This window comes from Actinomadura madurae (genome assembly GCF_900115095.1).
GTDB classification, from domain to species: Bacteria; Actinomycetota; Actinomycetes; order Streptosporangiales; family Streptosporangiaceae; genus Spirillospora; species Spirillospora madurae.
Genome location: NZ_FOVH01000001.1, coordinates 69,433 through 95,248 on the forward strand (window position 1 = coordinate 69,433; position 25,816 = coordinate 95,248).

A 25,816-nucleotide genomic window follows, 5' to 3' on the forward strand; every position below is an offset into this window, starting at 1 on the left:
CCGGCCGGGCGTGAACCGAACCGCCGCGCCCGTCGTCGGACTCCATGAGATCGACGACAGTGGAAGGTGGCCGAGTTGAGCGGCGAGGAGCCCGGGTACGTTCCCCCGGACCACAAGACGACCGCCGAGTTCCGCGTTCCCGGCAAATCCGGTGCGCCCGAGGACACGGCCCCGGGAGCCGACGCGACCGTCGTGGACGGGCCCGTGGACGACCTCGCCGGCGTGACCTTCCGGGAACTTCCGTCCGACGACCCCGAGGACGACCCGGAGACGACCTACGTGGACGATCCGGAGACGACCTACGTGGACGGCCCGGAGGCGGCCTACCTGGGCGACCCGGGGGCGACCTACCAGGACGATCCGGTCGACGATCCCGAAGAGACCTTCCAGGACGCCGTCGAGGACGCGACCTACCAGGACCTCCCGTCCGGTGGCGCGGAGGTCACGTTCGTCGAGGTGACGCCGGACGAGCCCGAGGCGCCCGAGGAGGAGGCCCCCGTCACCGTGGCCGATGTCCCGGTGGAGCAGCCCGCCGTGCCGGCTCCTGACGTCCCGCTTCACGGCGAGGCGGTGGCGTTCGAGTTCAGCTCCATCCCGGTGCCGGAGTACGCGCAGGCGCCCGTCCCCGAGCAGGCGCAGGCGCCGGCACCCGAGCAGGCGCCCGCCCCCGAGGAGGCGACCGCCCCCGACCAGGCGTTCGCGCACGGGCATGCGCCCGCGCCCGAGCAGCCGCCGGTCGGGCAGCCGGTGGCGCACGAGCAGCCGGCGCCCGCCGAGGCGCCCTGGACCGAGCAGTTCTCCTCGGAGGGAGAGCGCACGAACCCCGGCGAGCAGGGCCCGGCGTTCGCCTACGCCATGCCCGGGACCCCGCCGTCCGCGCAGGGGACGCCTCCGCCGCCCCAGCCGCCCGTCCCGCCGCTGCCGACGCCCGCCGTCTCGCCGTCCGGCGGACTGCCCGGCGGGTCGTCCCCGTCACGCTCCGGCCGCACGCTGATCGTGATCGCGCTGGTCGCCACGGTGGTGGTCCTCGCCATCGCCGCGGTCGCGATGCTGCTGGTCAACCGGGGCTCGGAGACCGAGGGGAAGGCCGGCGGGAAGACCTCCCCGGCGGCGAGCACCCCGGCGTCCGAAGGTGGCGGCGCGGGTCCGGCGTCGCCCGGCGGGCCCGCGCCCAGCGGGTCGCCCGCGGCGCCGCCGAGCGGCGGACCGTCCGCGCAGCCGCCCGGCGGGCAGCAGCCCGGCCAGCCCGGGTCCCCGCAGCCCGGTTCGCCCCCGGTGACCACCGCGCCGATCGGCCCGCTGGTCAAGGGCAAGGGCATCACCTACCAGCTCGTCCAGCAGGACGAGGGGTACTTCGAGGGCAAGATGGTCATCACGAACCGCACGAGCAAGCCCATGAAGACGTGGAAGCTGACGTTCCAGGCGCCGCGGGCGGACGTGAAGAACATCTGGGGCGCGCGGCTGGTGCACGGCGGCTCGACCGTCGAGATCAGGAACCTGGAGGGCGCGCCCGCGATCCCGCCGGGCGCCACGTGGGACGTCCAGTTCGGCGCGGCCGGTCCCGCGTCCACCCCGAAGAGCTGCAAGCTGAACGGCAAGGCGTGCGGCTTCTGAGCGCCGTACTAGGCTCTCGACCATGCGTATCGCCAGGTTCTCCACCGACGAGGGCATGTCCTTCGGAGTGGTGGAGGAGAACACCATCGCCGTCATCGCGGCGCACCCGTTCGGTGAGCTGACCTTCACCGGGCAGCGCCTCCCGCTCGCCGACGTCCGGCTGCTCGCCCCGATCCTGCCCAGCAAGATCATCGCGATCGGGAAGAACTACGCCGACCACGTCCGCGAGATGGGCGGGGACGAGCCGCCCGCGGAGCCGGTGCTGTTCTCCAAGCCGTCCACCGCCGTGATCGGCCCGGGAGAGGCGATCACCTACCCGCGCAAGCTCACCGAGCGCGTCGATCACGAGGGCGAGCTCGCCGTGGTCATCGGCCGGATGTGCCGCGAGGTGCCGGCGTCCCGCGCCGCCGAGGTCATCCTCGGCTACACCTGCGCCAACGACGTCACCGCCCGCGACCTGCAGAAGAAGGACGGGCAGTGGACGCGGGCCAAGGGCTTCGACACGTTCTGCCCGATCGGCCCGTGGATCGAGACCGAGGCCGACCCCGGCGACCTGGCGATCTCCACGACCGTCAACGGGGAGGTCCGGCAGGAGGCCCGCACGTCCCTGCTGCTGCACGACGTCCCGGCGCTGGTCGAGTACGTCAGCCAGGTCATGACGCTGCTGCCCGGCGACGTCATCCTCACCGGCACCCCGGCCGGCGTCGGCCCGCTGGAGATCGGCGACGAGGTGACGGTCACCGTCGAGGGCATCGGCGGCCTCACCAACCGGGTCATCGCCCGCGACTGAGGAGGCCAGTGGTGTCCGCCGGCTTCACCGACGAGGCGTTCTCGTTCTACGAGGGCCTCCAGGCCGACAACAGCAAGTCTTACTGGACGTCCCACAAGGACGTCTACGAGCGGCACGTGCGCGAACCGCTGATCGAGCTGTGCGCCGTGCTGGAGGACGAGTTCGGCGCGGTCAAGCTCTTCCGCCCGTACCGGGACGTGCGGTTCAGCAAGGACAAGTCGCCGTACAAGACCCATCAGGGCGGCCACACGAGTGAGGGCTTCTACCTCCAGGTCGACGCGGACGGCCTCATGGTCGCCGGGGGCATGTACGCGCCGACCCCGGACCAGCTACGCCGCTACCGCGAAGCCGCCGGCTCCGACACCGACGGGGCCGAGCTCCAGGCCATCGTGGACGACCTCCGCGACGCCGGCATGGAGATCGCGGGCGACCGGCTCAAGACCCGGCCCCGCGGCACGCCTCCGGACCATCCGCGGCTCGACCTGCTCCGGCACCGCTCCCTCTACGCCCACGAGGGCTGGCCCGCCGACCCCTGGATGGCCGACGCCGAGGAGGTGGCCGCCCGGGTGCGAACGTCCTGGCGGCGCCTGCGCCCCCTCGTCGACTGGGGCCGCGAGCACATCGGGCCGCCCGACTTCACCCGGTGACCACGCCGCGCCACCAATCGTTTTGGCCCTTCTCCCAAGGTCCTGTATTCTCATCGAGGCGCGAGCGACCAGGCCGGAGACGGCCCGGGAGCCCGTACCTCACTGGGGTATGGTGTAATCGGCAGCACGAGTGATTCTGGTTCACTTAGTCTAGGTTCGAGTCCTGGTACCCCAGCTGCGTCCGCCTCACGCGGACCACGCCCCCGTCGTCTAGTGGCCTAGGACGCCGCCCTCTCAAGGCGGTAACGGCGGTTCGAATCCGCTCGGGGGTACGGGGCGGGTCGGTGTGCTCATCGAGCTTTGCTCGATTTCGCCGGGCCCGCAGTGTCTTCCCAGGGGGCGACCCCCTGGAACCCCCGGCTGTTCGGGCTTCGCCCGAACGTGGGTTGAGGCGTACGCATAGAGGGTTTCTCTGCGACGTCCGAGTTTCGTTTTTTCCTTTCCGGTTTTGGGGTTTTGTGTGCCTTCCGAAAATCGGGTCGAGGTGGGGGTCGGGGTCCGGTAAGGTGGGGGGCGCCCGGGCGGGAGATCGCTGGGGTTCATAGTCCGGCCCCCGTCGTCTAGTGGCCTAGGACGCCGCCCTCTCAAGGCGGTAACGGCGGTTCGAATCCGCTCGGGGGTACCACGCACCGCAGACGCCGTCATCGGCGATCTGCGGTTCTTTTGTCGCTCAGCTGCCGGGGGACAGGGAGATGACGGCCTTGGAGCCGTCGCTGGCGACCACGCGGAGGCTCAGGCCCTGCTTGGCGGTCGGGCCCGCCACCGAACCGGTGTAGGGCGGCTCCAGGAACTTCATGCTTCCGCTTCCACCGTTCGGATAGGTGTACCGCCAGGTCAGATCGGTGGGGGCGAAGGAGAGGGTGGCGAGGCCGAAACGGCGGTCGATGGGGATCTTCGTCCGCTTGGTGACCAGGATCTCGCACCGCCCATCGCGGCAGGCGCTCGCCTTCGTCCCGTCCGCGGCCTTCGGGAAGGTCGGGGACGGTGCCGGGCTCTGTGCGGCGTCGGTGGTGCCGGCGGGCGGTGACGTCGCCTCCGCGGAGTCGCCGGAGCCGCCGCAGCCGGCGCAGGCCAGTGCCAGCGCGAGGCCGGCGACGGCGGCCCGGGTTCGTGTGGGGTTGTGGGTCATGGGACGTCAGTGTCCCAGCTTCGCGCGGGACCGGTCCCGCGGCGGGCGGGCCACCAGAAGCGGGTGCCCGTGTCCAGGGCGAGGGCCGGGACGATGACCGAGCGGACGAAGAAGGTGTCCAGCAGGACGCCCAGGGAGACCAGGACGCCGATCTGCACCATCATCGTGACCGGCATGAGGCCGAGGACGCCGAACGTCGCGGCGAGGACGAGGCCGGCGCTGGAGATCACGCCGCCGGTGAGGCCCAGGCCGCGCAGGACGCCGGCGTGGTGGCCCGCACCGGCGACCTCCTCGCGGATGCGTGAGACGAGGAACAGGTTGTAGTCGACCCCGAGCGCCACCATGAACAGGAAGCCCATGAGGGCGACCTGGATGTCGACCGCGGGGAACCCGAAGGCGTGCTCGAACAGCAGCCAGGCGGTGCCGAGCGCGGCGAAATAGGACGCGACGACCGTGCCGATCACCAGCAGGGGCGCGACGAGTGCGCGGAGCAGCGCGACCAGGATGAGCAGGACGACTCCCAGGATCAGCGGGATCACCACGCGGCGGTCATGTGACTGCGCGTCGGCGAGGTCGATCGCGCTGGCGGTGCCCGCCCCGATCACCGCGTCCGGGATGGTGCGCCGGAGGTCGCGGACGGTGTCCTTCGCCGCGTCGCTGTCGGGTGGCGAGGTCAGGACGACGTCGAGCCTGGCCAGCCGGCCGTCGGTCGAGGGCTGCGGCTCTCCCACGCGGGCGACGCCGGGGTGCTGCCGGAGGGCGGCGGCCACGGGTGCCGGGTCCTCCGCGATGACCTGGAGCGGGCGGCCCTGCCCGCCCGGGTAGTGCTCGGCGAGAACGCGTTCGCCGATCGTCGAGCTGGGCGTCGTGGTGAGGAAGTGGGCGCGGTCCAGGCCCGTGTTGATGCCGAGGCAGCCCGCGGCGAGGGCGGCGAGGACGGCCAGGCCGCCGACCCAGACCAGGCGGGGGCGGGCGGCGACGCGGTGGCCGATCCGGTCCCACAGGCCGCGGGTGGGGGCCGGGTCGCCGTGGCGGGGGATGCGGGGCCAGAAGACCCAGCGGCCGAGGATGACGAGCAGGGCGGGGAGCAGGGACATCACGACGACCAGGCCGCCGATGACGCCCAGGGCGCCGATCGGGCCGAGCGCGTAGTTGAAGCCCATGCGGGCCGCGAGCAGGCACAGCAGGCCGAGCGACACCGTCGCGGCGGACGCGGTGATCGGTGCGGCCGCGCGGCGGAGGGCGGCCGCCATCGCCCGGTGCCGGTCCTCGTGGCGGCGGAGCTCCTCCCGGTAGCGGGCGAGCAGGAGCAGCGCGTAGTCGGTGGAGATCCCGAAGACGAGCGCGTTGAGGATGGTGGACGTCCCGTCCGCGACGTAGAGCCCGGCGTTCTCGCCGAGGAGGTAGACGGCGGCGCCGCTGACCTGGAGCGCGATCGCCGCGTTCACGATGGGCAGCAGCCACAGGACGGGGCTGCGGTAGGTGACCAGCAGGACGGCGGTGACCAGGACGATCGTGGCGAGCAGGACGCGCTTGTCGACCTTCTCGAACGCGTCCCCGACGTCCAGCGCGGCACCGGCCCGGCCGGTCAGGTGGATGTCGAGGCCCGGCGGCGCGTCCACGCGCGACCGGTCGCGGAGCTTGCCGGCCTGGTCGGACAGCGTGTCGCCGTCCCGCAGCGGGACGGTCAGCATGAGCGCCCTGCCGTCGCGGGACGGGGCCGCCGGCGCGATCGTCCCGGCGGCGACCGGCGCGAGGGCCCGCCGGTCGGCCTCGGCCTTGGCGCGGTCGGCCGGGGTGATGCCGGACGGGCGGACGTAGGCGATGATGCCCGGCGCCAGCTCGCCGTCCGGGAACCGGGACGCCAGCTTGTCGGCCTGGGTCGACTGGGCGCCGCGCGGCAGCTCCGCGGAGGAGTTCGCCTGGACGACGTCCGGCAGCCGGCTCGCGAGCGGGACGGCCACGGCCGTGACCGCGACCCAGAACAGCAGCACCGCCCATTTCTGCAGGTGCCGTTTGCGTGAGAGCAGCATGAGGTGCTCTCCTTTCCGTGGGGGTTCGCGTTGCGTGAGAACACGCCGTTCGGCGTGGTGATGCGGGCTTCCGCCCGCCCGGGCCGCCGAGGGGCAACTCGGCGGTCCGGGCTTCAGACCTCCGGGAACGCCAGGAATCTGGCGTGCAGGGTCCGCGCGTCCGGCGGCGGGTCGCCGTCGGCGCGCTTGTAGCGGTAGAGGAGCGCGATGTACTCCTCGAAGAAGGGGCGCACCTGCTCCGGCGTGAGCGTGATGGTGGAGAACGAGAAGAGCAGGGCGTCCGCCCAGGGGCCCATCCCGTCGCGTTCCCGCATGTAGCGCGTGAGCATCTCCAGCTCGTTCGCGAACTCCAGCCGGGTCAGCTCCTCCACCGCCTCGCGCATGCCCGGTGACTGCTCGCCGTACGGGGGCAGCCGCCGGTCGCCGGGCACCGCCCGCCACCAGCGCTCCCGTCCGCGCGCGAGCTCCGGGACCTCCTCGACGAACCCGTACTTGGCGAGCTGCCGCAGGTGGTAGCTCGTCGAGCCGGTGCTCTCGCCCAGCTCGCGGGCGAGCGTGGTGGACGAGACGGGCCCGCGCCTCATGATCTCGGCGATCCGCTGCCGCAGCGGGTGCGCGAGCAGCCGCACCTGCCGCGGATCGGTGATCACCTCCGGGACCGGTTGCTCCTTCATGGGAGGGACGCTAAGAGTTGCAAAGCCTCTTTGCAATGCCTCATGGCAAAGTTCACCGCAGGGGATGAGGGGCCTGCGACCTGAGAGCCGGACCCGGACTACCCCTGTGGTCCCGGCGCCACGGTTCATGTCCTTGGCTGACGAACGCGAATGTGGTCAACTTAAATCACTGGTGACGGGGGAGGGAGCCGAATGCAGCGCCGAGCCGAGGAAGTGCCGCCCGGGGCGTCGCTCGCCGAGAAGGTCGAGTGGCTGATCCAGAACCTGTGGCCGGCGGAGGACCGGCCGCCGCGCAACAACGTCGAGACGGCCGCCGCCATCGCGCGGGCCACCGGCGAGGACATCTCGTCCACCACCGTGTGGAAGCTGCGCACCGGCCGGCAGGAGAACCCGCAGCTGAAGACGCTGACGGCACTCGCCACGTTCTTCGGCGTGCCGATCGGCTACTTCGGCTTCTCCAGCGAGTCCGACCCGATCGGCGACGATCTGACGCTGAAGGCGCTGCGCCGGGACGTCGAGCACGGCATCATCCGGCCCGAGGTGCTGCGCGCCCTCGTGGACCTGTCCCCGGAGGCACGCTGGGTCGTGGACGAGATGATCCTCGCCGCCGCCGAGGCGGACCGCGAGCGGCACGCCTGACCGCGCCGGCGATGTTTCGATCACGGGCTGATCAGGTAGAGGCGGACTAGCGCCCGGTCCACCCGTACCCCGGAGGGGCAATGCCTCCGTACGCCGTCGTCCTCTCGGTCCTCGGGCTGGTGGGGGCCGTCGTGGCGGGGGTCTACGCCGTTTCGTTCGTGACGGCGCCCAAGGAGTTCGAGAGCGGGCCGTTCCTGTCGGGGGCGCGGCCGGCGGAGCACGCGCTGTCGCGGTACCACGTGCGCTGGTACACGGTCGCGATGATCTTCCTCGCCTTCGACATGGAGATGGTCTTCATGTACCCGTGGGCGCTCGTCGTCGCGTCGATCGGCGTCAAGGCGGTCGTGGAGATGTTCGTCTTCCTAGCGCTGCTGCTGGTCGGCGTCCTGTACGCCTGGCGGGAGGGGGCGCTGCGGTGGGCCTGAGCCGGTTCATGGCCCCGCGCCCCCTCGTCGTGCAGGCGGCGGACGGGACGCGGGACCGGCTCGCGGCCGAGGGCGCGCTCCGGTCGCGGGGGTGGCGCCCCGCGCTGTCGCCGGGGGAGACGGGGATGCTCGTGGTGTGCGGGAATCCCGGCCCCGCGCTGGCCGCCGCCATCGATGTCGTGTGGCGGGACATGCCCGAGCCGCGGGTCCTCGCCTCGCCGTCCGACCTGGAGGGGGTCGCCGGCGGTTCTCGGGAGGCGTTGGACCTGGACGCCGGCATGGCCGATCGGGCGGACGACCGGGACGGGTTACGGCTGGACGTCCTGCACGTCCCGCTCGGTCCCGTCCTGCCGTACTGGCCCGCGGGGCTGCGGGTCGACCTGGTGTTGCAGGGGGACGTCGTCCAGGCCGCCGAGGTCACCGCCGTCGACACGGGCGGCGGGACGTTCTGGACGGAGGAGCGGGAGGCGGCCGGGCGTCTCGACAGCGTGTCGCGGCTGTTGCGCGTCGCGGGATGGGAGGCGGCCGCGGACCGCGCGGCCGTCCTGCGGGACGAGGCGTTGAGGGGCGCGCCCGGCGATGCGCTGGCGAGGCGGTTCGCCGCGTTCGCGTGGAAGGTCCGGCGCTCGTGGGCCCTGCGGTGGATGACGCGGGGCGTCGGCGACGTGCAGCGCCGGCTGGACGGGTGGCTGCGGGAGATCGGCGCGTCCCTGGAAGGGCGCCCCTGCCCGCCTCGCGCTCCCTGGGGCGAGGTGCTGGAGGCCATGCCGTCGCTGCTGGAAGGGGCCGAGCTGGCTCAGGCACGGCTGATCGTCGCGAGCCTCGATCCGGATCTCGGGGCGGGCGCCGATGGCTGAGGTCCTCGTGCTCGGGGTGCTCGCGCTCGCGGCGGCCTCGCTGAACGGCGCGCTCGCGGGACGTCCTGCCGAGCCGTTCCGCGAGGCGGCGCGCCTGCTGACCTCGCAGCGGCGTGTCACCGCCGAGTCCGATGTGCTGCTGACCAGGATCGGGGTGATCTCGCTGCCGGTGGCGGCGGCGCTCGCGGCCCTCGTCGTGCCCCTCGGCGGGAGCGCGGCGGTCGGGACGAGCGTCGGCGTCGTCTGGTTCAACGCGATGGAGGTCGTGGCCTGGGCGTCGGTGTGGCTGGCGGGGTGGGGCGTCAACGCGGCGTTCGGGCTGGTCGGCGGGTACCGGTTCCTCGCGCAGGGGCTCGCGTACGAGCTGCCGCACATGTTCGCGCTCATCACCGCGGCGCTCGGCGCCCACTCGCTGGACCTGCGGGTGATCGGCGACGCGCAGGACGGGCTGTGGTTCGCGGTGTGGATGCCGGTCGCGTTCGCCGTCTACCTGGTGTCGGCGGCGGCGATGGCGTTCTGGGGGCCGTTCGGCCACCCCGCCGGCGGCGACGTGGCCGGGGGCGTCCTGGCCGAGCTGTCCGGACCCGACCGGCTCGTCTTCCTGGCGGGACGGTACGGGCTGCTGACGGTGGCCGCGGCCGTCGCCGTGCCGCTGTTCCTCGGCGGCGGGTCCGGTCCGCTGCTGCCGGCGTGGCTGTGGTCGCTGCTGAAGGCGTGCGCCGTCCTCGCCCTCCTGGTGTGGACGCGCAGGCACCTGCCCGTACTGCGCATGGACCGCGCGATGACCGCGGCCTGGACGGTCCTGATCCCCGCCGCCGTGCTGCAGATGCTCGTCGTCGCGATCGTCGTCGTGTGAGGAGGGGCCGTGGAGGCCGTCGCGTTCTGGGTGCTCGCCGTCGCCGCCGTGGGATCCGGCGTCGCCGTGTTCGTCGTGGACTCGATGGCCCGCGCGACGTTCGCGCTGCTGGCGTCGTTCCTGTGCGCCGGGGGCGAGCTGCTGCTAATCGGCCTGCGCTATCTCGGCGTGCTGGTCGTGCTCATGATGATCATGGAAATGCTGGTAATGGCCGTCTTCATGATCATGTACATGATGAACCCGGCCGGGCTCATGCCGATGGCGATGCGGCACAACACGCGCGGAGCGCTCGCCATCGCCGGGACCGCGTTCGCGGCGCTGGCGGCCGGGGTTTTCACGGTGCCGTGGCCGCAGCGGGAGGGACGGCCGCCGCCCGATCCGGCCGTCGCGCTCGGCGAGGCGATCATGGGGCCGGCGATGCTCGTCATGATGGTGATCGGCGTCGCCATCCTGGCCACCATGATCGCGACCGTGGTGCTGGCCGCGCACCGGGGACGGTACGGCGATGACGCTTGAGACGTTCCTGCTGCTCGCCGCCGCGCTGTTCTGCGTCGGGCTGTTCGGGGCGCTGTCCCAGCAGTCGATCGTGATGCTGATGATGGGCATCGAACTCATGGTCAACGGCGTGGTGGTCGCGGCGGCCGGGTTCTGGTACTGGGTGTCGCCCGGCAGGGCGGACGGGCAGGTCCTGGTGCTCGTCGCGATCACGGTGATGGCCCTGGAGATGGCGATGGGCTTCGCCGTCGTCACCGCCCTGTTCCGGGCGCGTGACGTCGATATGACGGATGACGCCGGGGATCTCCAGGGATGAGCGGAGCGAACCGGGGGGTGTGGGGGGTCGTCCCCCCACAGGGAGATTCGAGGTGACTGTGCTTCCGGGGTGGCCGGGTGGCTTGGCGGTGGACGGGCTCTCCGCCGTGCTGCTGGTGACCCTGGCCGTCGTCCTGGCGGCGGTGCTCGTCCACGCGGCGGGGGAGGGGTTCGGGGCCCGGTTCCACCTGCTGATGCTGCTGTTCGCGGCGGCGATGGCGGTGACGGTCACCGCGACCGATCTGCTCCTGTTGCTGATGGGCTGGGAGGTCATGGGCGCGACGTCGTACGCGCTCATCGGCCACGCGTGGCCGGAGGCGGACCGGGTGCGGTCCGCGAACGTCGCCTTCCTGACCACGCGGGCCGCCGACCTCGGCCTCTACGCGGCGGCGGGTTTCGCCGTGGCCGGAGCGCGTTCGCTGCGGTTCGGCGACCTCGCCGGCGCCGGGGATCCCTGGCGGGACCTCGTCGCGGCCGGTGTCGTCGTCGCCGCGCTGGGGAAGTCGGCGCAGCTGCCCTTCTCGTTCTGGCTGTCCCGGGCGATGGCGGGCCCGAGCCAGGTGTCGGCGCTGCTGCACTCGGCCACGATGGTCGCCGCCGGCGCGTACCTGCTGATGCGGCTGCATCCGCTGCTGGCCGCGACCGGCTGGGCCGCCGGCCTGGTGAGCTGGGCGGGCGCGCTGACCGCGCTGGTCCTGGGGGCCGTCGCGGTGGCGCAGCGCGACCTCAAGCAGCTCCTCGCGGCGTCCACGTGCGCGCAGATCGGCTTCATGGTGCTGGCGGCCGGTGCCGGGGCGGTGGGGGCCGGCGCGGCCCAGCTCGTCGCGCACGCGGCCGTGAAGAGCCTGCTCTTTCTCTGCGCCGGTATGTGGGCCCGGCGCGATCGGGTGGTCGATGTCGCGTTCGGCGTGGGGGCGCTCGCGCTGGCCGGCGTCCCGCCCCTGTCGTTGTGGGTGACGAAGGACGAGGTGCTGGGCGGCGCCGTGGAGCGGTCGGGTGGACTGCTCGCGGCCGGCCTCGCGGCGTCCGTGCTGTCGGCCGTGTACGCGGGCAAGGCCCTGGTGATGCTGCTGCGTCCGTCCGAGGGGCCGCGGGTGCGGACCGTGGAACGGGTGCCGCTGGTGGCGCTGGCGGTCGCGGCGGCCTCCCTGGGCGTCCTCGGTGTTCCGGCCGTGGCGGACGGCTGGCGGCGCATGCTGGGGGCGGCGGGCGAGGCCGGGCCCGAACCGTGGGTCGTCGCCCTCTCCGGTGCGCTCGCGGTGGTGACGGTCGCCGGGGTGGTGGCGGCCCGGCGGGTTCCTGAACCTGCATGGGCGCTGGACTGGCTGTATCTGGAGCGGGCCGTCACGGCGGGCGTGGTCCGTCCCGCTTTCGCGGCGGCGCGGGCGCTGGCCCGGTTCGACGACCGCGTCGTGGACGGCGCGGTGCGCGGGACCGCGCGGGGCGGGCGAGTCCTGGCCGGGCTCGCCGGGCGTCGCGTCGAGTTCCGCGTGGACGGGCTGGTCGGCGCGGTCGGGTCCGCGGCCCGGGTCCTGGCCGCGCTGGCACGGCGGCCTCAGACCGGGCAGGTCCACCTGTACTACGCCCAGGCCGCGGTGGTGCTCGCGGTGCTCGTCGTCGTCGCGCTGCTGGCCGGGTGAGCGGGATGCTGACGCTGGTCATCTTCCTGCCGCTGGCGGTCGCGTGCGCGCTCCCCGCCGTCCCGCGACGCGCGGTGCCCTTGGTATGGATCGGCGCCTGCGTCGTCGAGGTCGCGCTCGTCGCCGGCCTGTGGGCGGTGCACGGGACCCGCGCCGGGGTCTCGTCCGAGACGGACGTGCGGTGGATCCCGTCCGTCCGGGCCGGCTACCACGTCGGCGTGGACGGCCTGTCGCTGCCGCTGCTGGCGCTCACCGCCGTCCTGTTCGCGGCCTGCGCGGTGTACTCGCTGCGGCAGGAGCACCGGGTGCGGGCGTTCGCGATCCTTTTCCTGTTCCTGGAAACGGTGTGCCTGGGGTTGTTCGCGGCGCTCGACCTCCTGCTGTTCTTCGTCTTCTTCGACCTGTCGATCGCCGGCATGTACTTCGTGATCCTGCTGTGGGGGCACGGCGACCGGTCACGGTCGGCGCTGAAGTTCTTCCTGTACACGTTTCTGGGCTCACTGGTCCTCCTGCTGGGTTTCATCGGCCTCTACCTGGGTGCCGACCCGAACACGTTCGACATGGTCGAGCTGGCCCGCACGCCTCCCCTGGAGGGGTCGCCGGGCCTGGCCGGCCTGACGCTCCTCGCCATCGGCATCGGGCTCGGGATCAAGACGCCGGTCGTCCCGTTCCACACCTGGCTGCCTCCCGCGCACACCGACGCGCCCGCCGCCGGGTCGGCGATCCTCGCGGGGGTCATGCTGAAGATGGGCACGTACGGGCTCGTCCGGATCGCCATGCCGATGCTCCCCGACGCGTGGCGGCGCTACGCCCTCGTGGCGCTGGTCGTCGGCCTGGTGAGCGTCCTGTACGGGGCGCTGGTGGCGCTCGCGCAGGAGAACGTGAAGCGGCTCGTCGCGTACACGTCCGTGAACCACATGGGGTACATCGTCCTGGCCCTGGGCGCGGCGGGGTACGCGTCCGGCGGCGCGGACGCCCGGCGGCTCGCCGTGACCGGCGCGGTCACGCAGATGGTCAGCCACGGCCTCGTCACCGGCGCGCTGTTCCTGCTGTGCGGGGTGCTGTACGACCGCGCCGGAAGCTACGACCTCGGCCGGTTCGGCGGCATCGCCGGAGGTGCCCCCGTGCTCGCCTGGCTGACCGGGCTGGCCGCGTTCGCCTCGCTCGGGCTGCCGGGCCTGTCCGGGTTCATCGCCGAGTTCCAGATCTTCGCCGGGACGATCGGCGGCGGCGCGGCGGCGACGGCGGTCACCGGCGCCCTCGCCGTGCTCGGCATCCTGATCACGGCCGCGCTGTTCCTGCGCGTCCTGCACCGGGCCGTCCTCGGGCCGCCCGGCGAGCTGACCCCGCTGGTCGGCGACGTGCGGTGGCCCGAGCTGGCGGCGCTCGCCCCGCTGCTGGCCCTCTCGGTGCTGATCGGCGTCGCGCCGCGCGTGCTGCTCGACACGATCGAGCCGCTGTCGGCGGCCGTCGTCGCGCTGGTGGGACGGTGATGAACGAGAACCCCGCCGACCTCGCCCCCGAGCTGTGCGTGCTCGCCGCCGCCGTCCTCGGGCTGGTCTACGGGATGTTCCTGCCCCGCGCCCGGCAGCGGCGCGTCGCGGTCGTCTGCGCGGCGGGGCTCGCCGCGGGCCTGGCCGCCTCCGCGGTCGCGGTGGCCGGCGCCGACCTGATGGCCTTCGGCTCCTTCGCCGTCGACCCGATCACGCACGTCACCCGGATCGCCGTGCTCGGCTCGACGCTGCCGGTCGTGGTGCTCGCCGCCGGGCGGGTGCGCGGGCATCCGAGGGAGAGCGAGCACTACGTCCTGATCCTGCTGTCGGCGCTCGGGACGATGGTGCTGGGCGCCTCGGCCGACCTGCTCGTGGTGGTCGCCGCGTACCTGCTGGCGAGCCTGCCCGCCTACGCGCTCGCCGGGTTCGGCAAGGACGCGGCCGGGACCGAGGCCGCGCTCAAGTACTACCTGATGGGCGCGCTGCTCGGCGTGCTCATGCTCGGCGGGGTGACGCTGCTGTCCGGGGTGGGGCGCGGCACGGCGTATCCGGTGCTGCGGGCCGGGCTGGCGGAGGCGCCCCCGGCGGCGGTCGCGGCGGGTCTCGTCGCGCTGCTCGCGGGGCTGCTGTTCAAGGCGGGCGCCGTCCCCGGCCACTTCTGGGTGCCGGACGTCACCGAGGGCGCCCCGCCGGCCGTCGCCGCCTACGTCACGACCGTCCCGAAGATCGGCGCGCTGGCCGCCCTCTACCGGTTCGGAGCCGAGACCCTGCCGGACGGCCGGCCCGTGCTCCTCGCGGTCGTCGCGGCGGCCACGATGACGCTCGGCAACCTCGCCGCCTTCGCGCAGGACAACGTCCGGCGGCTGCTGGCGTACTCGACCGTCGCCCAGGCGGGCTACCTCCTCGTCCCGGTCGCCATGGCGGACCGCAGCGACCTGGCCCAGCCCGCGCTGCTCTACTACCTCGGCGCCTACGCGGTGACGAACGTGGGCGCCTTCGCGGTCGTCCTGGCCACCGGCCGGGACGACCTGGGCGGCTACGCCGGGCTGATGCGCGGCTCCCCCCTCCTCGGCCTGTCCCTCGTCGTCTGCCTCCTCGGGTTCGTCGGCACGCCGCCGACCGCCGTGTTCGTCGGGAAGGTCCTGATGTTCGGCGCGGCCGTCGACGGCGGCCACGTCTGGCTCGCCGCGGTCGCGGCCGTGAACACGGTCGCGAGCGTCTTCTACTACCTGCGCTGGATCGTCCCGCTGTTCCGGCGGCCGGCGCGCCGGGCGCGCCCGGCGCGCGGGGCGTCCGCGGTCGCCGTGACCGCCGCCCTGGCCTCGGTGGCCCTCGGCATCGGCAGCGGCCTTGTTCTGCCCTGATCGGGAATGGTGACCCCGGGGAGCCGGACGACCTGGAGGATTCGGCATGGACGACCTGGTGAGGCTGCTGGCCCGGGCGGACAAGCTGCTGCGGGCCGCCTCGGACGCGGCGATGAGCGAGCACGGGGTGCGCGTCGGGCAGAACCTCGTCCTGGAGGCCCTGTGGGAGCGGGACGGCCTCACGCCCGGCGAGGTCGCCGCGCGGCTCGGCCTGACCACCCCGACGATCGTCAACACCGCCACCCGGATGGAGGCCGCCGGCCTCGTGGTGCGGCGGCGCGACCCGGCCGACGCCCGGCTGGTCCGGCTGTACCTCACCGGCAAGGCCCTGCGGGCGCGGGAACCCGTCGAAGAGGCGCGGCGGCGGCTCGAGGAGCGAGTCGCCGCCGCGCTGTCGGAGGAGGAGCGGCGCCACGTCCGCACCGCCCTGGAGAAGATCATCGAGGAGCTGGCGTAGGCGCGTCCTGGAAGCGGGGCGCCCGCATGTTCACCAGGCTGTCGAGCTTGTGGATCCGCTCGTCGTGGCCGATCTGGCGGAGCAGGTCCGCCACGGTGTCGTACCGGCCGTACTCCCCGGCGTACGTCGTGGGGGCGGCCACGTGCTCCAGCTCGGGATGCTCCGCCACGTAGGACATGTACTCGTGCTCGGCGTGGTCCTCGAAGTCGGCGTTGAGCCGGTAGCTCAGCTCGGGCCGCACCAGGAACAGCAGCCACGACACGTGGTAGTAGAAGAACGCCACGAGCCACGGTGCCAGCCGGTGCAGCAGGAACGACTGCTTCACGCCGTCCCGCTGGACGAGGTCCTGCAGGATCAGCAGGTGCCACTGCTCGTTGTCCTGCTCCTCGCGCGTCTCGACGATCCGCTCGTACACGCGCTTGGCGAGCGCCGAGCGGCGGCGGTGCCGCGACAGCGAGAGGTAGCCCATGCGCTCCCACGCCTGGTACGGGACGCGGGCGATGAACTCCAGCATCGTGAACTTCACGAGCGTGCGCTCGCGGCCGTAGACCAGGTCCATCTGCTTGAACAGCATCCGGGCGAGCAGCCCGTACTTCAGCCGCGGGCTTTCGAGGGTCTCGATCTGGGCGGCGCGCAGCTCCAGCGGCGTGAGCTTCGGCGGGCCGGCGTGGACGGGGGCGTCGGGGCGGGTGAGGGTCTGCGTCGTGTTCGTCATGGGGAAGATGCTGCGTGCACGGTCCGTGCCCGGGCATCCGCCGCCGAGCGACACCTCCCCTACAGCGCCCCGATCATCGGCCGGCGCCTCCGGTACCGCCCGGGGAGTAAGGGCGACCCTGAGACCGTCTAAGGGGCGTACCGGCGGGCGAGCGTGCGGAACGCGAGTTTCGGCGCGAAGTGCCCGGTCTGCTCGTAGCCGAGGCCCGAGTCCGGCGGAAGCACCTTGACCAGGGAGAACCCCGCCATGTCGAGGTCCTGGCCCGGGTCGGGCGAGTACGGGGCACCGGGGTCGATGAAGTTGTAGGCGAACGCGCCGTGCAGCCTTTCGGCCTCGTAGAGGTCCAGCAGCTCGGAGATGTAGCGGGCCTGCTCCTGTTCGTCCCGGACGTACCCCGGCGGGACGACGGGCGGGTTCCGCGTCCAGTCCACGATGTCGAACCCCATGCCGCCGCGGTCGCCCGCGCCCCGGTAGGTGCAGCAGCCGAACTCGGTGATGACGACGGGCTTGCCGAACCGGTGCAGGGCGCGGACGTTCCGGGCGTAGGTCGCCTCGTTCGACTCGTCCCGGTAGAGGTCGACGCCGACCACGTCGAAGCCGCGCCAGTCCACCTCCTCCCACTCGCCGGACGTGTAGGTCAGGCGTCCGCCGAACAGCGGCCGGACGGTCGTGAGCGCCCGCCGGAGGAATGCGTTCAGCCGCTCGTTGTAGCCGGCGGCCGCCGGAGTGCCGAGGTTCGCGCCCCGCTCCATCCAGTCCTCGCCGGGCACGAGCCCCGCCATGAAGATGGTCAGCTCGCAGCCGACCGAGATGCCGACGCCGGGATGCGCGCGGCGGAGCCGTTCGGCCTCGCGGGCGACGGACGCGAGGAACCGCAGCGTCGTCCGGGCGTCCCGGTCGAACTGGCGCGCCTCCAGCCACACGAACATCCCCTCGTCCGCCGCGCAGCGCGCCGCGAGCATGAGGCGCCGCAGGTCGGAGCCGAGGATGATGACCGCGTTGCAGTGCAGGTCGCGGCGGATCGCCCGCATCTCGCGCCGGACGTACGCGGGCTTCCACACCTCGCGCTCGGTGTCGTAGTTGACGCCGCGCTGCGGCAGCGGCCGGCCCCGGGCGGGCGCGGCGGGCGCGGCATGCGCGGGCCCGGCGGCGAGGCCCGCGGCGGCCGCCGCCGTCCCGGCGAGCATCGTCCTGCGGCTGATCGGTTGGTGTGGCATGGCCTGCTCCTCGGTGGTCGTACCGCCCGCCGACGAGTCTTGCCGGGGCCGCTCTCGGGGGCAGCGGCCACCGGGACACCTCCGCGGCGACCAAGGTCGCCGGGCGCCGCGCCGAAGGTCGGTGTCAGGCGAGCAGGCCGTGCCGCGCGGCGAGGTCCAGCGCGGCCCGCGCCGCCGGGGCGAGCAGGTGCCGCTCCCCCCGGCTCACGTAGACGTACTCGTCCACCTCGCCGGTCGCCGCCATCGCGCCCCGGAAAGCGGCCGTGAAGCACGCCATGCGCACGTGGACGAAGTCGGGCTGGTCGTGCGCCGGGGCCCGGACCACGCCGAGCTCCCGGAAGGACGTCCGGTCGAGTTCGAGATCCAGCTCCTCGCGGATCTCCCGGGACAGTGCCGACCAGTCGTCCTCGCCCGGTTCGCGCTTACCGCCGGGGAGGTAGAGCAGGTCGCGTCCCCGCGCGCGGACCGCGAGCATCCGGCCGTCCGACACCTGGATCCACGCGACGACATCGAGATCTTCCACGGTGATCAGTGTCCCCCACGCGGGCGTCATGGGGAGATCGCGCGCAGGGTGAGGGTCCGCACACCGCCGAGACCGAGGGCGGTGGCGGCCGAGCCCTGGTTCACGGCCAGGCCCACCCAGCCGGACGAGTCGATCCACACCAGCGGGTCGCCCGGCGCGACGCCGCCGAAGGTCTCCTCGAACGTGACCCGGACGCCTCCGGGGGCGGGGTCGTCCCAGGCGACGTCCAGCGGGGTTCCCGGCGGCAGCTCGCCGAACGCCGCCGCCAGGTCGCCGCGCTCGGCGCCGAGGACGAGGCTGCCGAAGCGGTCGGTGTAGAGCACCGGGACGGTCAGCTCCCCGTCGCCCACCGCCGGCGGCGGGACGTCCAGCGGCAGCGGCTCCGCCCGCGCGCCGAGCTCGGCGACGTCGGCCCCGGCGGCGATGTGCGCGGCGGCGGGGGAGAAGATATCGCGGCCGTGGAACGAGGCCGACACCTCCGGCAGCCGGTAGGCGGGGTTCTCCAGGACGTGCGCGCGCACGACGCCGCCGAGCCTCCCGGCGGCCGGGACGAGCAGGCCGTTGTCGGGCCCGACCAGGACGTCCCCGCGCCCGGTCTCGATCGCGAGGGGCAGCCGCGGCGTGCCGACGCCCGGGTCGACGATGCCGACGTGCACGCCCACCGGGAAGTACGGCAGCGCCTGCCGCAGCAGCATCGCGCCCTCGCGGACGTCGAACGGCGTGATCTCGTCGCTGAGCACGAGCACCGTCGCCGCCGGGGCGATGGTGTGGACGACGCCCGCGCAGATCGCGGTGTACGCCGCGCCGAAGTCGGTGGCGAGGCTGACGAAGGGCCGGCTCCCGGGCATGCGGCGATGCTATCGACGTGCCCGTATGCTCCGGAGCGTGCGCGCCGAAGCCCTCGATCCCGTCCTGCTGCGGACGTTCGTCGCCGTCGCCGACCTCGGCTCGTTCACCGCCGCCGCTGCCGCCGAGGGGTACACGCAGTCGGCCGTCTCCCGGCAGATCGCGGCGCTGGAGGACGTGTGCGGGGTGGAGCTGTTCGCGCGCGGGGCCCGGGGCGTCCGCCCGACCCCGGCCGCGGAGTACCTGCTGCCGCACGCGCGCGGCCTCCTCGACCGGCTCGCCGACACCGCCCGCGCGCTCGACGGGCTGCGCCGCCTCGACACCGGGACGCTGCGGCTCGGCGCGTTCCCCACCGCGAACGCCGTGCTCGTCCCGCGCGCCCTCGCCCGGTTCCGGGCCCGCCATCCGGGCGTCCGGCCGCTGCTGCGCGAGGGCACGACGGAGCGGCTGCTGCCGATGCTGGAGGCCGGCGACCTCGACGTCGCGCTGGTCAGCACGCACAAGATCCCCTCGATCGCCGCCGACGACCTGGTGACCCTGCTGGAGGACGTCCTGCTCGTCGCGCTGCCGGACGGCCACCGGCTCGCCGCGCGGGAGCGGATCCGGCTGGCCGACCTGGCCGGCGAGCCGTGGATCGTGGCCGACGACCCGGCGGCGATCGCCGCGCTGCGCGCCCGCTGCGAGACCGCCGGGTTCGTCCCGCAGACGCCGCTGCGGGTCGCCGAGTGGGTCTCCAAGCTGGGCCTGGTCGCGGAGGGGTTCGGCGTCACGCTCGTCCCGGCGCTGGCCGCCACCGCGATGGCGCGGGACGGGGTGGTGCTGCGCGCCGTCTCGGCCGGGCGGCCGCGACGGACGGTCTACGCGGCGGTGGGACGGCACGCGCGCAGGTCCCCGGCCGTCACCGCGTTCCTGGCGGACCTGCGGGACGTCGCGGGCGATCTGCGGCCGTAGGGGGCGCGGGCGGCACCCGGCGGGGGCGGCGGCCTCAGAGGGTGAAGAGGACGGCGACCGCGGCCAGCAGGATCGTCAGCCCCGTCGCGATCAGGACCGAGACCGGGTCGGCCGCGCCGCCCTCCGGAAGGCCGCGGCGGGCGCGGAAACCGGTCCGGTTGCGGCGGAGCATCAGCGCGGCACTGCCGCAGACGACGGCCGCCGCGCCGGCCGCCGCCGCCGTAGAGGGGGCGAGCCGGACGCACAGCAGGCCCGCGGCGATCAGCGAGAGCGTCGTGCGGGACCAGGCCAGCGAGGTCCGCTCGGGCTGCGCTCCCGGGTCCCGCAGTCTCACCGGCCGGTCACCGGGTGGCCAGCAGGGCACCGAGCAGGACGACCGCGGCGACCGCCAGGCCGTAGGAGATGACCGGGGCCAGGACCGGCGGCGGGAGGGTCTCGGACCGGCGCAGGGCGCGTTCGGTGCGCAGCCAGCGGCGGAACGCCAGGGCCGCCACGGCGGCGCCCGCCGCGGCGAAGCCGGCGGCGACGCCGACGCGCAGCGGCGCGTCGATCAGGTCACCGGCGAGGGAGAGGCCGACCCCCGCCGCGATCAGCGCCAGGGCCGTCCGGATCCACGCCAGGAACGTGCGCTCGTTGGCGAGGGTGAAGCGCGGATCGGGGTCGCTGCCTTCGGCGAGCAGGCGGTCGGTCCACCTGCCGCCGGCGGGGTCCGGGGGCTGGGTCGCGGTCATCGCCGTCCATCATAGGCGACGAAAACACACCCAATTCCTCGGAAATGCCTGGTAGGAAGGGGTCAGGGGCGGCCGAAGCGGCGGGCCGAGGCGTCCTCCAGGGCGAGCCGGTGCAGGGCGGTGAAGACCTGCTCGTACAGGACGGTGGAGACGATCAGCGTGTGGACGGTCCGGGCCCGGGGCGTGCCCTCGGTGACCCGGCCGGCCTCGTGCTCGGAGATCTCCCGTGCGGCGCTCACGTAGGGGCGCAGGTCCTTGAGCGTGATCGGGAAGCCGAGGCGGCGCAGCGCCACGAACGTGTGCGCGAGCAGGTCGCGGGCCGGGGCGTGCTCGCCGACCGTCCAGCCGAGCTCGCGGACGAGCGCGTCCACGTCCTCGCGGGCGGCGCGCCAGTGCGGGTCGTGCGGGGCGGTGGCGTGCGGGCCGATCGCGTGCTGGGCGGTGGCGACGAGGTCGTGCAGGCCGGCGCGGTCGTCCTCGACGGCCTCGATGATCTGCTGGATCGCCGCCACCGGGAGGTCGCCGACCTCGCGCAGCGCGCTGATCAGCCGGAGCCGCTCCAGGTGGCGGCCGTCGTACTCGGCGCGGGTCGCGCTCACCGCCGAGCCCTTCGGCAGCAGTCCCTCCCGGATGTAGAACTTGATCGTCTGGACCGTGAGCCCGCTTCGATCGCTGAGCTCGGAGATCTGCACCGTGGCACCCCCTTGACGCGGGGTCAAAGGTAGCGAGGTCAGAGCGCCTGCGACCGGCGTTATCCCAGGTCTGTCCAAGTTGTGCTGGTTTGGAGGTCCGCCGCCGAACGGCCCGCCCGGAAGGCGCGCGGGGCGGGCAGCCGCTCGTCCGGCGTGATCGCGACCGTGACCGAGGCGCCGGGCGCGGCCTCGGCGACGGCGAAGCCCGCGAGCCGCACCGCCCCGCCGTACAGCGCGTAGAGCTGGACGACCTCCCGGCCGGCCCTGCTCCCGGTGTTGCGGACCGTCACCTCCGCGACATCGCCCGAGAACGCGAGCGACTCGTAGTCCCACGTCGTGTAGCCCAGCCCATGCCCGAACGGGTAGGCGACCTGCGCGGGCGTGTAGTGCCGGTAGCCGATCACGGTGCCCTCCGCGTAGTCGAGAGTGCCGTCCTCGGACGGGACCGGGGACAGGACGCCGTCCTCGGACGCGGGGAGCGTCGTCGGCAGCCGCCCGCCGGGCTCGGCGGCGCCGGTGAGGACGTCGGCGATCGCGTCGCCGCCCTCCTGCCCTGGCAGCCATGCCCACAGGACGGCCGCGACCTCGTCCCGCCACGGCATCAGCACCGGCGCGCCCGCGTTGACGACGACGATCGTGCGGGGGTTGGCGGCGGCGACGGCGGAGACCAGCTCGTCCTGGCGGCCGGGGAGGGCGAGGGACGTCCGGTCGAAGCCCTCGCTCTCCACCTCGTCGTTCGTCCCGACGACCACGACCGCGGCGTCGGCGTCCCGGGCGGCGGCCACGGCCGCGGCGAGTTCCTCGTCCTCGGACGGGTGCGGCTCGTGGTAGCCGAGGCCGAACGACGCCCCGAACCGGCTGGGGGCGCGGGAATGGCGCAGCTCCACCGGCACGGGCACTCCCGCAGGCAGGTCCGCCTCCACGCGGTGCTCCGGCGGGCGCAGCATCCCCTCCACGGGATCGCCGCCGTCGAGGGACAGCGTGACCGCCGTGGTCGCCTCGCCCACCCGCAGCTCGTACTCGCCGGTCCCGGTGACCGCGAACGTCTGGACGCCGTCCGCGGCCGGCGTCACCCGCGCGCGGAGGACGATCCGCGCCGTGCCCTCGGGCACACCGCCGAGGAGCACGAAGCGCGTGGCCATGCGGTGCTCGGAGACGAGCAGCACGTCGTCGCCGTCGAGGAAGTCCAGGCGGACGCCGGGTTCGCCCGTCTCCGGATCGGCCGTCAGGCCGAGCGGCAGGGGAGCCAGGCGCGTATGCGAGTGGACGCCCGCCCGGACCACCAGCTCCGTGCCGTCCCCGAGCGCCCGCCGGAGGCCCTCGACCGGGGTCACGACGCGGGCGGGTTCGACGTGCGCGCTGCCGCCGCCCTGGGCGCTGAACCGGACGGCGTTCGGGCCGAGGACGGCGATCCTGCGCGGCGGGTTCAGAGGCAGCGCCCCGTCTTCGTTCCGAAGCAGCACGGCCGCCCTGACAGCCACCTCACGCAGCCGGTCGCGGGCATCGGGAGGCGTCGTCACCGGGGGCGGCTCGGGGAACCCGTCGAGCGCGCCGACCCGCGCGGCCAGCCGCAGGACCCGCAGGACCTTGTCGTCGATCAGGGCTTCGGCGACCTCGCCGTCCCGGACGGCGGCGACGAGCCTGGCCCGCCACGGGCTCCGCGGCAGGCCCGGCATCTCCAGGTCCATGCCCGCGTTCGCGCTCGGCGCGGTCGAGCGGATCGCCGTCCAGTCCGAGACGACCACGCCGTCGAACCCCCAGCGCTCCTTCAGCACGCCGGTCAGCAGCGGCCGGTTCTCGGTCATGGACGCGCCGTTGACCCCGTTGTACGCGGCCATCACCGCCCAGGCGCCGGCCCGCACCGCCTCCTCGAACGGGCGCAGGTACAGCTCATCGAGCGCGTCGTCGCCGATGCGCGCGTCGTAGGACCTCCGGGCGGTCTCGGAGTCGTTGCCGACGAAATGCTTGACCGTCGCCGCGACGCCCGCCGACTGGACGCCCCGGACGAACGCTGCGCCGATGCGGGCGGTGAGCAGCGGGTCCTCGGAGTAGTTCTCGAAGTGCCGCCCGCCGAGCGGCGTCCGGTGCAGGTTGACCGTCGGCGCGAGCTGGACGTGCACGCCCTTGTCGCGCGCCTGGGCGCCGTTGAGCCGCCCGACGCGCTCCGCGAGCGCCGGGTCCCACGTCGCCGCGAGCGCGGACGGGTTCGGGAACAGCAGGCTCGGCGCGCGCTCGTCCCAGGCGGTGCCGCGGACGCCGCTCGGACCGTCCGACATCACGATCCGCCGCAGCCCGATCTTCGGCAGCGGGCGCAGCGTCCAGAATCCGTCGCCGGTGAGGAGGTGGACCTTCTCCTCAAGGCTGAGGTCCGCGAGACGGGCGCGCAGGCGGGGGTCGTCCATCCGCCGAGCCTATGCCGGGGGGCGGTCAGGACGCCGTGCGGCGCATCCCCTCGGAGATCTTCTCCGCCGCGGCGGCGACGGGCCCGGCGTGCAGGCGGCCGGGGGAGCGGGTCAGGCGTTCGAGGGGGCCCGACACCGAGACGGCGGCGATCACCCGCCCGCCGGCGCCGCGGACCGGCGCCGAGACCGAGCCGACGCCCTGCTCGCGCTCCCCGACGCTCTGCGCCCAGCCCCGGCGCCGGACGGAGGCGAGCGTCGTGGCCTCGAACTTGGCGCCGCGCAGCCCGCGGTGCAGCCGGTCGGGCTCCTCCCAGGCCAGCAGGACCTGCGCGGCCGAGCCGGCCGTCATCGGGAGCGCGGCGCCCACCGGGATCGTGTCGCGCAGGCCGCTGGTGCGCTCGGCGGCGGCCACGCAGACCCGGACGTCCCCCTGGCGGCGGAACAGCGACGCGCTCTCGCCGGTCAGGTCGCGCAGCTGGGCCAGGATGGGCTGCGCGATGGCGAGCAGCCGGTCCTCGCCCGCCGCGACCGCCAGCTCGGCGAGCCGGGGCCCGAGGATGAACCGCCCCTGCGTGTCGCGGTGCACGAGGCGGTGGTGCTCCAGCGCGACGGCCAGCCGGTGGGCGGTGGGGCGGGCCAGCCCGGTCGTCTGGACGAGCTGGGCGAGCGAGGCCGGGCCGGCCTCCAGCGCGTTCAGGACGAGAACCGCTTTGTCAAGTACGCCGACTCCGCTAGAGTTGTCCATGTCTTGATATTGCCGTCTCGTAATTTGAGATGCAAGTCGAGGTCACAGGGACCACGGGTGCGCCGCCCGGACCGCGGGCGGCGCGCCGACGATCATTACAGGTGAGGTGAAGGTGATGGGCCGAACACTGGCCGAGAAGGTGTACGACGCGCACGTCGTACGGCGAGCCGAGGGTGAGCCGGACCTCCTCTACATCGACCTGCACCTGGTCCACGAGGTCACCAGCCCGCAGGCGTTCGACGGGCTGCGGATGGCCGGCCGCCAGGTCCGCCGCCCCGACCTCACGATCGCCACCGAGGACCACAACGTCCCGACCACGGACCTGCTCAAGCCGATCGCCGACCCGGTGTCGCGCACCCAGGTCGAGACGCTCCGCAAGAACTGCTCCGACTTCGGGATCCGGCTGCACCCGATGGGCGACGACGGCCAGGGCATCGTGCACGTCATCGGCCCGCAGCTCGGCCTCACCCAGCCCGGCATGACCGTCGTGTGCGGCGACTCGCACACCTCCACGCACGGCGCGTTCGGCGCGCTCGCCTTCGGCATCGGCACCAGCGAGGTCGAGCACGTCCTCGCCACCCAGACGCTGCCGCAGATCCGGCCGAAGACGATGGCCGTGACCGTGAACGGCGCGCTGCCCGAGGGCGTCACCGCCAAGGACCTCATCCTGGCGATCATCGCGCGGATCGGCACCGGCGGCGGCCAGGGCCACATCATCGAGTACCGCGGCGAGGCCGTGCGGTCGCTGTCGATGGAAGGCCGCATGACGGTCTGCAACATGTCCATCGAGGCCGGCGCCCGCGCCGGGATGATCGCTCCGGACGAGACCACGTTCGAGTACCTCAAGGGCCGTCCGCACGCGCCCTCACACGCTGTTGCCGGGGGGTCTGGGGGGTCGTCCCCCCAGAATGAGAACGCCGAGGAGTGGGACAAGGCCGTCGAGTACTGGACGTCCCTGCGCACCGACGACGACGCGGTCTTCGACAAGGAGGTCGTGATCGACGCGTCCGAGCTGACGCCGTTCGTCACGTGGGGCACCAACCCGGGCCAGGGGCTGCCGCTCGCCGAGTCCGTCCCGGACCCGGCGTCCATCGACGACCCGGTCAAGCGGCAGAACGCCGAGCGGGCGCTGGAGTACATGGGCCTCACCGCCGGGACGCGGCTGCGCGACATCGAGGTCGACACCGTCTTCGTCGGCTCCTGCACCAACGGCCGCATCGAGGACCTGCGCGCCGTCGCGGGCGTCCTCAAGGGCCGCAGGGTCGCCGACGGCGTCCGGATGCTCGTCGTCCCCGGCTCGATGAAGGTCAAGAAGCAGGCCGAGGAGGAGGGCCTCGACGCGGTCATCTCCGCGTCCGGCGCCGAGTGGCGCGAGGCGGGCTGCTCGATGTGCCTGGCGATGAACCCCGACAAGCTCACGCCCGGCGAGCGCAGCGCCTCCACGTCCAACCGCAACTTCGAGGGCCGGCAGGGACCCGGCGGCCGCACCCACCTGGTGTCGCCCGCCGTCGCCGCCGCCACCGCGGTCACCGGCCGCCTGACTGCCCCCGCCGACCTGTAAGGACA

The 25,816-nt window shown here is 73.7% G+C and carries 27 protein-coding genes and 3 tRNA genes; 18 read left to right on the top strand and 12 right to left on the bottom strand.

Features of this window, described 5'->3' with window-relative positions; translation table 11 throughout:
• Window positions 1-75: 75 nt before the first annotated feature.
• The 6 genes from BM339_RS49505 (at window position 76) to BM339_RS00330 (ending at window position 3,676) form a co-directional block, all read left to right on the top strand.
• Window positions 76-1,614, top strand: a complete 1,539-nt coding sequence (locus BM339_RS49505) for a cellulose binding domain-containing protein (RefSeq protein WP_177287599.1) — start codon at window positions 76-78, stop codon at window positions 1,612-1,614.
• A 22-nt stretch (window positions 1,615-1,636) separates the two neighbouring features.
• A complete protein-coding gene (locus BM339_RS00310; RefSeq protein WP_024935342.1) occupies window positions 1,637-2,404 on the top strand; it encodes a fumarylacetoacetate hydrolase family protein in 768 nt (255 codons plus the stop codon).
• A gap of 11 nt (window positions 2,405-2,415) precedes the next feature.
• Complete coding sequence (locus BM339_RS00315) at window positions 2,416-3,051, top strand: DUF2461 domain-containing protein (RefSeq protein ID WP_075020097.1); 636 nt, start codon at window positions 2,416-2,418, stop codon at window positions 3,049-3,051.
• Window positions 3,052-3,154: 103 nt separating this feature from the next.
• A tRNA-Gln gene (locus tag BM339_RS00320) sits at window positions 3,155-3,226 on the top strand.
• 24 nt (window positions 3,227-3,250) lie between these two features.
• Window positions 3,251-3,323, top strand: a tRNA-Glu gene (locus BM339_RS00325).
• 277 nt (window positions 3,324-3,600) lie between these two features.
• A tRNA-Glu gene (locus BM339_RS00330) sits at window positions 3,601-3,676 on the top strand.
• Between the two features lie 45 nt (window positions 3,677-3,721).
• Here the strand turns inward: BM339_RS00330 and BM339_RS00335 are convergent.
• The 3 genes from BM339_RS00335 to BM339_RS00345 all read right to left on the bottom strand — a co-directional run bounded on the left by BM339_RS00335 (window position 3,722) and on the right by BM339_RS00345 (window position 6,887).
• A complete protein-coding gene (locus BM339_RS00335; protein WP_075019597.1) occupies window positions 3,722-4,180 on the bottom strand; it encodes a hypothetical protein in 459 nt (152 codons plus the stop codon).
• Entirely contained in the window at window positions 4,177-6,213 is a 2,037-nt protein-coding gene (locus tag BM339_RS00340; protein WP_075019598.1) for an MMPL family transporter, read from the bottom strand. Before BM339_RS00340 ends, BM339_RS00335 begins: the two co-directional genes overlap by 4 nt.
• Window positions 6,214-6,326: 113 nt before the next feature.
• Window positions 6,327-6,887: an ArsR/SmtB family transcription factor gene (locus BM339_RS00345; RefSeq protein WP_021596660.1), complete on the bottom strand. Its 561-nt coding sequence runs from the start codon at window positions 6,885-6,887 to the stop codon at window positions 6,327-6,329.
• Between the two features lie 192 nt (window positions 6,888-7,079).
• Between BM339_RS00345 and BM339_RS00350 the strand changes: the two genes are divergently transcribed.
• From BM339_RS00350 to BM339_RS00395, 10 genes are all read left to right on the top strand, one after another.
• On the top strand, window positions 7,080-7,526 hold the full coding sequence (locus BM339_RS00350; protein ID WP_021596659.1) for a helix-turn-helix domain-containing protein: 447 nt from the start codon (window positions 7,080-7,082) through the stop codon (window positions 7,524-7,526).
• Window positions 7,527-7,606: 80 nt separating this feature from the next.
• A complete protein-coding gene (locus BM339_RS00355; protein WP_075019599.1) occupies window positions 7,607-7,951 on the top strand; it encodes an NADH-quinone oxidoreductase subunit A in 345 nt (114 codons plus the stop codon).
• Entirely contained in the window at window positions 7,942-8,808 is an 867-nt protein-coding gene (locus BM339_RS00360; protein WP_256255124.1) for a hypothetical protein, read from the top strand. Before BM339_RS00355 ends, BM339_RS00360 begins: the two co-directional genes overlap by 10 nt.
• Complete coding sequence (locus BM339_RS00365; protein ID WP_021596656.1) at window positions 8,801-9,664, top strand: complex I subunit 1 family protein; 864 nt, start codon at window positions 8,801-8,803, stop codon at window positions 9,662-9,664. The genes BM339_RS00360 and BM339_RS00365 overlap by 8 nt, the downstream gene beginning before the upstream one ends.
• 9 nt (window positions 9,665-9,673) lie before the next feature.
• On the top strand, window positions 9,674-10,180 hold the full coding sequence (locus BM339_RS00370; RefSeq protein WP_021596655.1) for an NADH-quinone oxidoreductase subunit J family protein: 507 nt from the start codon (window positions 9,674-9,676) through the stop codon (window positions 10,178-10,180).
• Window positions 10,170-10,475, top strand: a complete 306-nt coding sequence (nuoK, locus tag BM339_RS00375; RefSeq protein ID WP_021596654.1) for an NADH-quinone oxidoreductase subunit NuoK — start codon at window positions 10,170-10,172, stop codon at window positions 10,473-10,475. Before BM339_RS00370 ends, nuoK begins: the two co-directional genes overlap by 11 nt.
• Before the next feature lie 52 nt (window positions 10,476-10,527).
• Window positions 10,528-12,114 carry a proton-conducting transporter transmembrane domain-containing protein gene (locus BM339_RS52245; protein WP_276526549.1) on the top strand — a complete coding sequence of 529 codons (1,587 nt, stop codon included), beginning with the start codon at window positions 10,528-10,530 and terminating at the stop codon, window positions 12,112-12,114.
• A 5-nt stretch (window positions 12,115-12,119) separates the two neighbouring features.
• On the top strand, window positions 12,120-13,607 hold the full coding sequence (locus BM339_RS00385) for a complex I subunit 4 family protein (RefSeq protein ID WP_075019601.1): 1,488 nt from the start codon (window positions 12,120-12,122) through the stop codon (window positions 13,605-13,607).
• On the top strand, window positions 13,607-14,971 hold the full coding sequence (locus BM339_RS00390; RefSeq protein ID WP_021596651.1) for an NADH-quinone oxidoreductase subunit N: 1,365 nt from the start codon (window positions 13,607-13,609) through the stop codon (window positions 14,969-14,971). The genes BM339_RS00385 and BM339_RS00390 overlap by 1 nt, the downstream gene beginning before the upstream one ends.
• A 46-nt stretch (window positions 14,972-15,017) precedes the next feature.
• A complete protein-coding gene (locus BM339_RS00395) occupies window positions 15,018-15,428 on the top strand; it encodes a MarR family winged helix-turn-helix transcriptional regulator (RefSeq protein WP_021596650.1) in 411 nt (136 codons plus the stop codon).
• Here BM339_RS00395 and BM339_RS00400 read toward each other — a convergent pair.
• The 4 genes from BM339_RS00400 to BM339_RS00415 form a co-directional block, all read right to left on the bottom strand.
• Window positions 15,409-16,143, bottom strand: coding sequence for an alternative oxidase (locus tag BM339_RS00400; RefSeq protein ID WP_024935338.1), 735 nt, complete (start codon window positions 16,141-16,143; stop codon window positions 15,409-15,411). The two genes, BM339_RS00395 and BM339_RS00400, sit on opposite strands and share 20 nt — an antisense overlap.
• A gap of 128 nt (window positions 16,144-16,271) precedes the next feature.
• A complete protein-coding gene (locus BM339_RS00405; RefSeq protein WP_083597138.1) occupies window positions 16,272-17,360 on the bottom strand; it encodes an abortive infection protein in 1,089 nt (362 codons plus the stop codon).
• A gap of 124 nt (window positions 17,361-17,484) precedes the next feature.
• Window positions 17,485-17,883, bottom strand: coding sequence for an NUDIX hydrolase (locus tag BM339_RS00410; protein WP_177287600.1), 399 nt, complete (start codon window positions 17,881-17,883; stop codon window positions 17,485-17,487).
• 26 nt (window positions 17,884-17,909) lie between these two features.
• On the bottom strand, window positions 17,910-18,731 hold the full coding sequence (locus BM339_RS00415) for an SAM hydrolase/SAM-dependent halogenase family protein (protein WP_075019604.1): 822 nt from the start codon (window positions 18,729-18,731) through the stop codon (window positions 17,910-17,912).
• A gap of 37 nt (window positions 18,732-18,768) precedes the next feature.
• Here BM339_RS00415 and BM339_RS00420 point away from each other — a divergent pair, with 37 nt between their 5' ends.
• Window positions 18,769-19,680 carry a LysR family transcriptional regulator gene (locus tag BM339_RS00420; protein WP_276525113.1) on the top strand — a complete coding sequence of 304 codons (912 nt, stop codon included), beginning with the start codon at window positions 18,769-18,771 and terminating at the stop codon, window positions 19,678-19,680.
• A 34-nt stretch (window positions 19,681-19,714) separates the two neighbouring features.
• Here BM339_RS00420 and BM339_RS00425 read toward each other — a convergent pair whose 3' ends face one another.
• The 5 genes from BM339_RS00425 to BM339_RS00445 all read right to left on the bottom strand — a co-directional run bounded on the left by BM339_RS00425 (window position 19,715) and on the right by BM339_RS00445 (window position 24,250).
• Entirely contained in the window at window positions 19,715-20,014 is a 300-nt protein-coding gene (locus BM339_RS00425) for a DUF202 domain-containing protein (RefSeq protein ID WP_021598716.1), read from the bottom strand.
• 7 nt (window positions 20,015-20,021) lie between these two features.
• Complete coding sequence (locus tag BM339_RS00430) at window positions 20,022-20,411, bottom strand: YidH family protein (protein ID WP_021598715.1); 390 nt, start codon at window positions 20,409-20,411, stop codon at window positions 20,022-20,024.
• A 62-nt stretch (window positions 20,412-20,473) separates the two neighbouring features.
• A complete protein-coding gene (locus tag BM339_RS00435; protein WP_021598714.1) occupies window positions 20,474-21,103 on the bottom strand; it encodes a MerR family transcriptional regulator in 630 nt (209 codons plus the stop codon).
• 59 nt (window positions 21,104-21,162) lie between these two features.
• Window positions 21,163-23,505 (bottom strand): glycoside hydrolase family 3 protein, encoded by a 2,343-nt coding sequence (locus BM339_RS00440; protein ID WP_075019605.1) that lies wholly within the window; start codon window positions 23,503-23,505, stop codon window positions 21,163-21,165.
• Between the two features lie 25 nt (window positions 23,506-23,530).
• Window positions 23,531-24,250: an IclR family transcriptional regulator gene (locus tag BM339_RS00445; protein WP_021598712.1), complete on the bottom strand. Its 720-nt coding sequence runs from the start codon at window positions 24,248-24,250 to the stop codon at window positions 23,531-23,533.
• 115 nt (window positions 24,251-24,365) lie between these two features.
• Here BM339_RS00445 and leuC point away from each other — a divergent pair, with 115 nt between their 5' ends.
• A complete protein-coding gene (leuC, locus tag BM339_RS00450) occupies window positions 24,366-25,811 on the top strand; it encodes a 3-isopropylmalate dehydratase large subunit (protein ID WP_075020100.1) in 1,446 nt (481 codons plus the stop codon).
• Window positions 25,812-25,816: the final 5 nt, after the last annotated feature.

Coding starts and splice junctions, on each gene's coding strand:
- BM339_RS00440 (WP_075019605.1), bottom strand. CDS start 23,505: ATGGACGACCCCCGCCTGCGCGCCCGTCTCGCGGACCTCAGCCTTGAG.
- BM339_RS00310 (WP_024935342.1), top strand. CDS start 1,637: ATGCGTATCGCCAGGTTCTCCACCGACGAGGGCATGTCCTTCGGAGTG.
- nuoK (WP_021596654.1), top strand. CDS start 10,170: ATGACGCTTGAGACGTTCCTGCTGCTCGCCGCCGCGCTGTTCTGCGTC.
- BM339_RS00415 (WP_075019604.1), bottom strand. CDS start 18,731: ATGCCCGGGAGCCGGCCCTTCGTCAGCCTCGCCACCGACTTCGGCGCG.
- BM339_RS00365 (WP_021596656.1), top strand. CDS start 8,801: ATGGCTGAGGTCCTCGTGCTCGGGGTGCTCGCGCTCGCGGCGGCCTCG.
- BM339_RS00445 (WP_021598712.1), bottom strand. CDS start 24,250: ATGGACAACTCTAGCGGAGTCGGCGTACTTGACAAAGCGGTTCTCGTC.
- BM339_RS00385 (WP_075019601.1), top strand. CDS start 12,120: ATGCTGACGCTGGTCATCTTCCTGCCGCTGGCGGTCGCGTGCGCGCTC.
- BM339_RS00405 (WP_083597138.1), bottom strand. CDS start 17,360: ATGCCACACCAACCGATCAGCCGCAGGACGATGCTCGCCGGGACGGCG.
- BM339_RS00345 (WP_021596660.1), bottom strand. CDS start 6,887: ATGAAGGAGCAACCGGTCCCGGAGGTGATCACCGATCCGCGGCAGGTG.
- BM339_RS00430 (WP_021598715.1), bottom strand. CDS start 20,411: ATGACCGCGACCCAGCCCCCGGACCCCGCCGGCGGCAGGTGGACCGAC.
- BM339_RS00335 (WP_075019597.1), bottom strand. CDS start 4,180: ATGACCCACAACCCCACACGAACCCGGGCCGCCGTCGCCGGCCTCGCG.
- leuC (WP_075020100.1), top strand. CDS start 24,366: ATGGGCCGAACACTGGCCGAGAAGGTGTACGACGCGCACGTCGTACGG.
- BM339_RS00340 (WP_075019598.1), bottom strand. CDS start 6,213: ATGCTGCTCTCACGCAAACGGCACCTGCAGAAATGGGCGGTGCTGCTG.
- BM339_RS00355 (WP_075019599.1), top strand. CDS start 7,607: ATGCCTCCGTACGCCGTCGTCCTCTCGGTCCTCGGGCTGGTGGGGGCC.
- BM339_RS00390 (WP_021596651.1), top strand. CDS start 13,607: ATGAACGAGAACCCCGCCGACCTCGCCCCCGAGCTGTGCGTGCTCGCC.
- BM339_RS00350 (WP_021596659.1), top strand. CDS start 7,080: ATGCAGCGCCGAGCCGAGGAAGTGCCGCCCGGGGCGTCGCTCGCCGAG.
- BM339_RS00395 (WP_021596650.1), top strand. CDS start 15,018: ATGGACGACCTGGTGAGGCTGCTGGCCCGGGCGGACAAGCTGCTGCGG.
- BM339_RS00400 (WP_024935338.1), bottom strand. CDS start 16,143: ATGACGAACACGACGCAGACCCTCACCCGCCCCGACGCCCCCGTCCAC.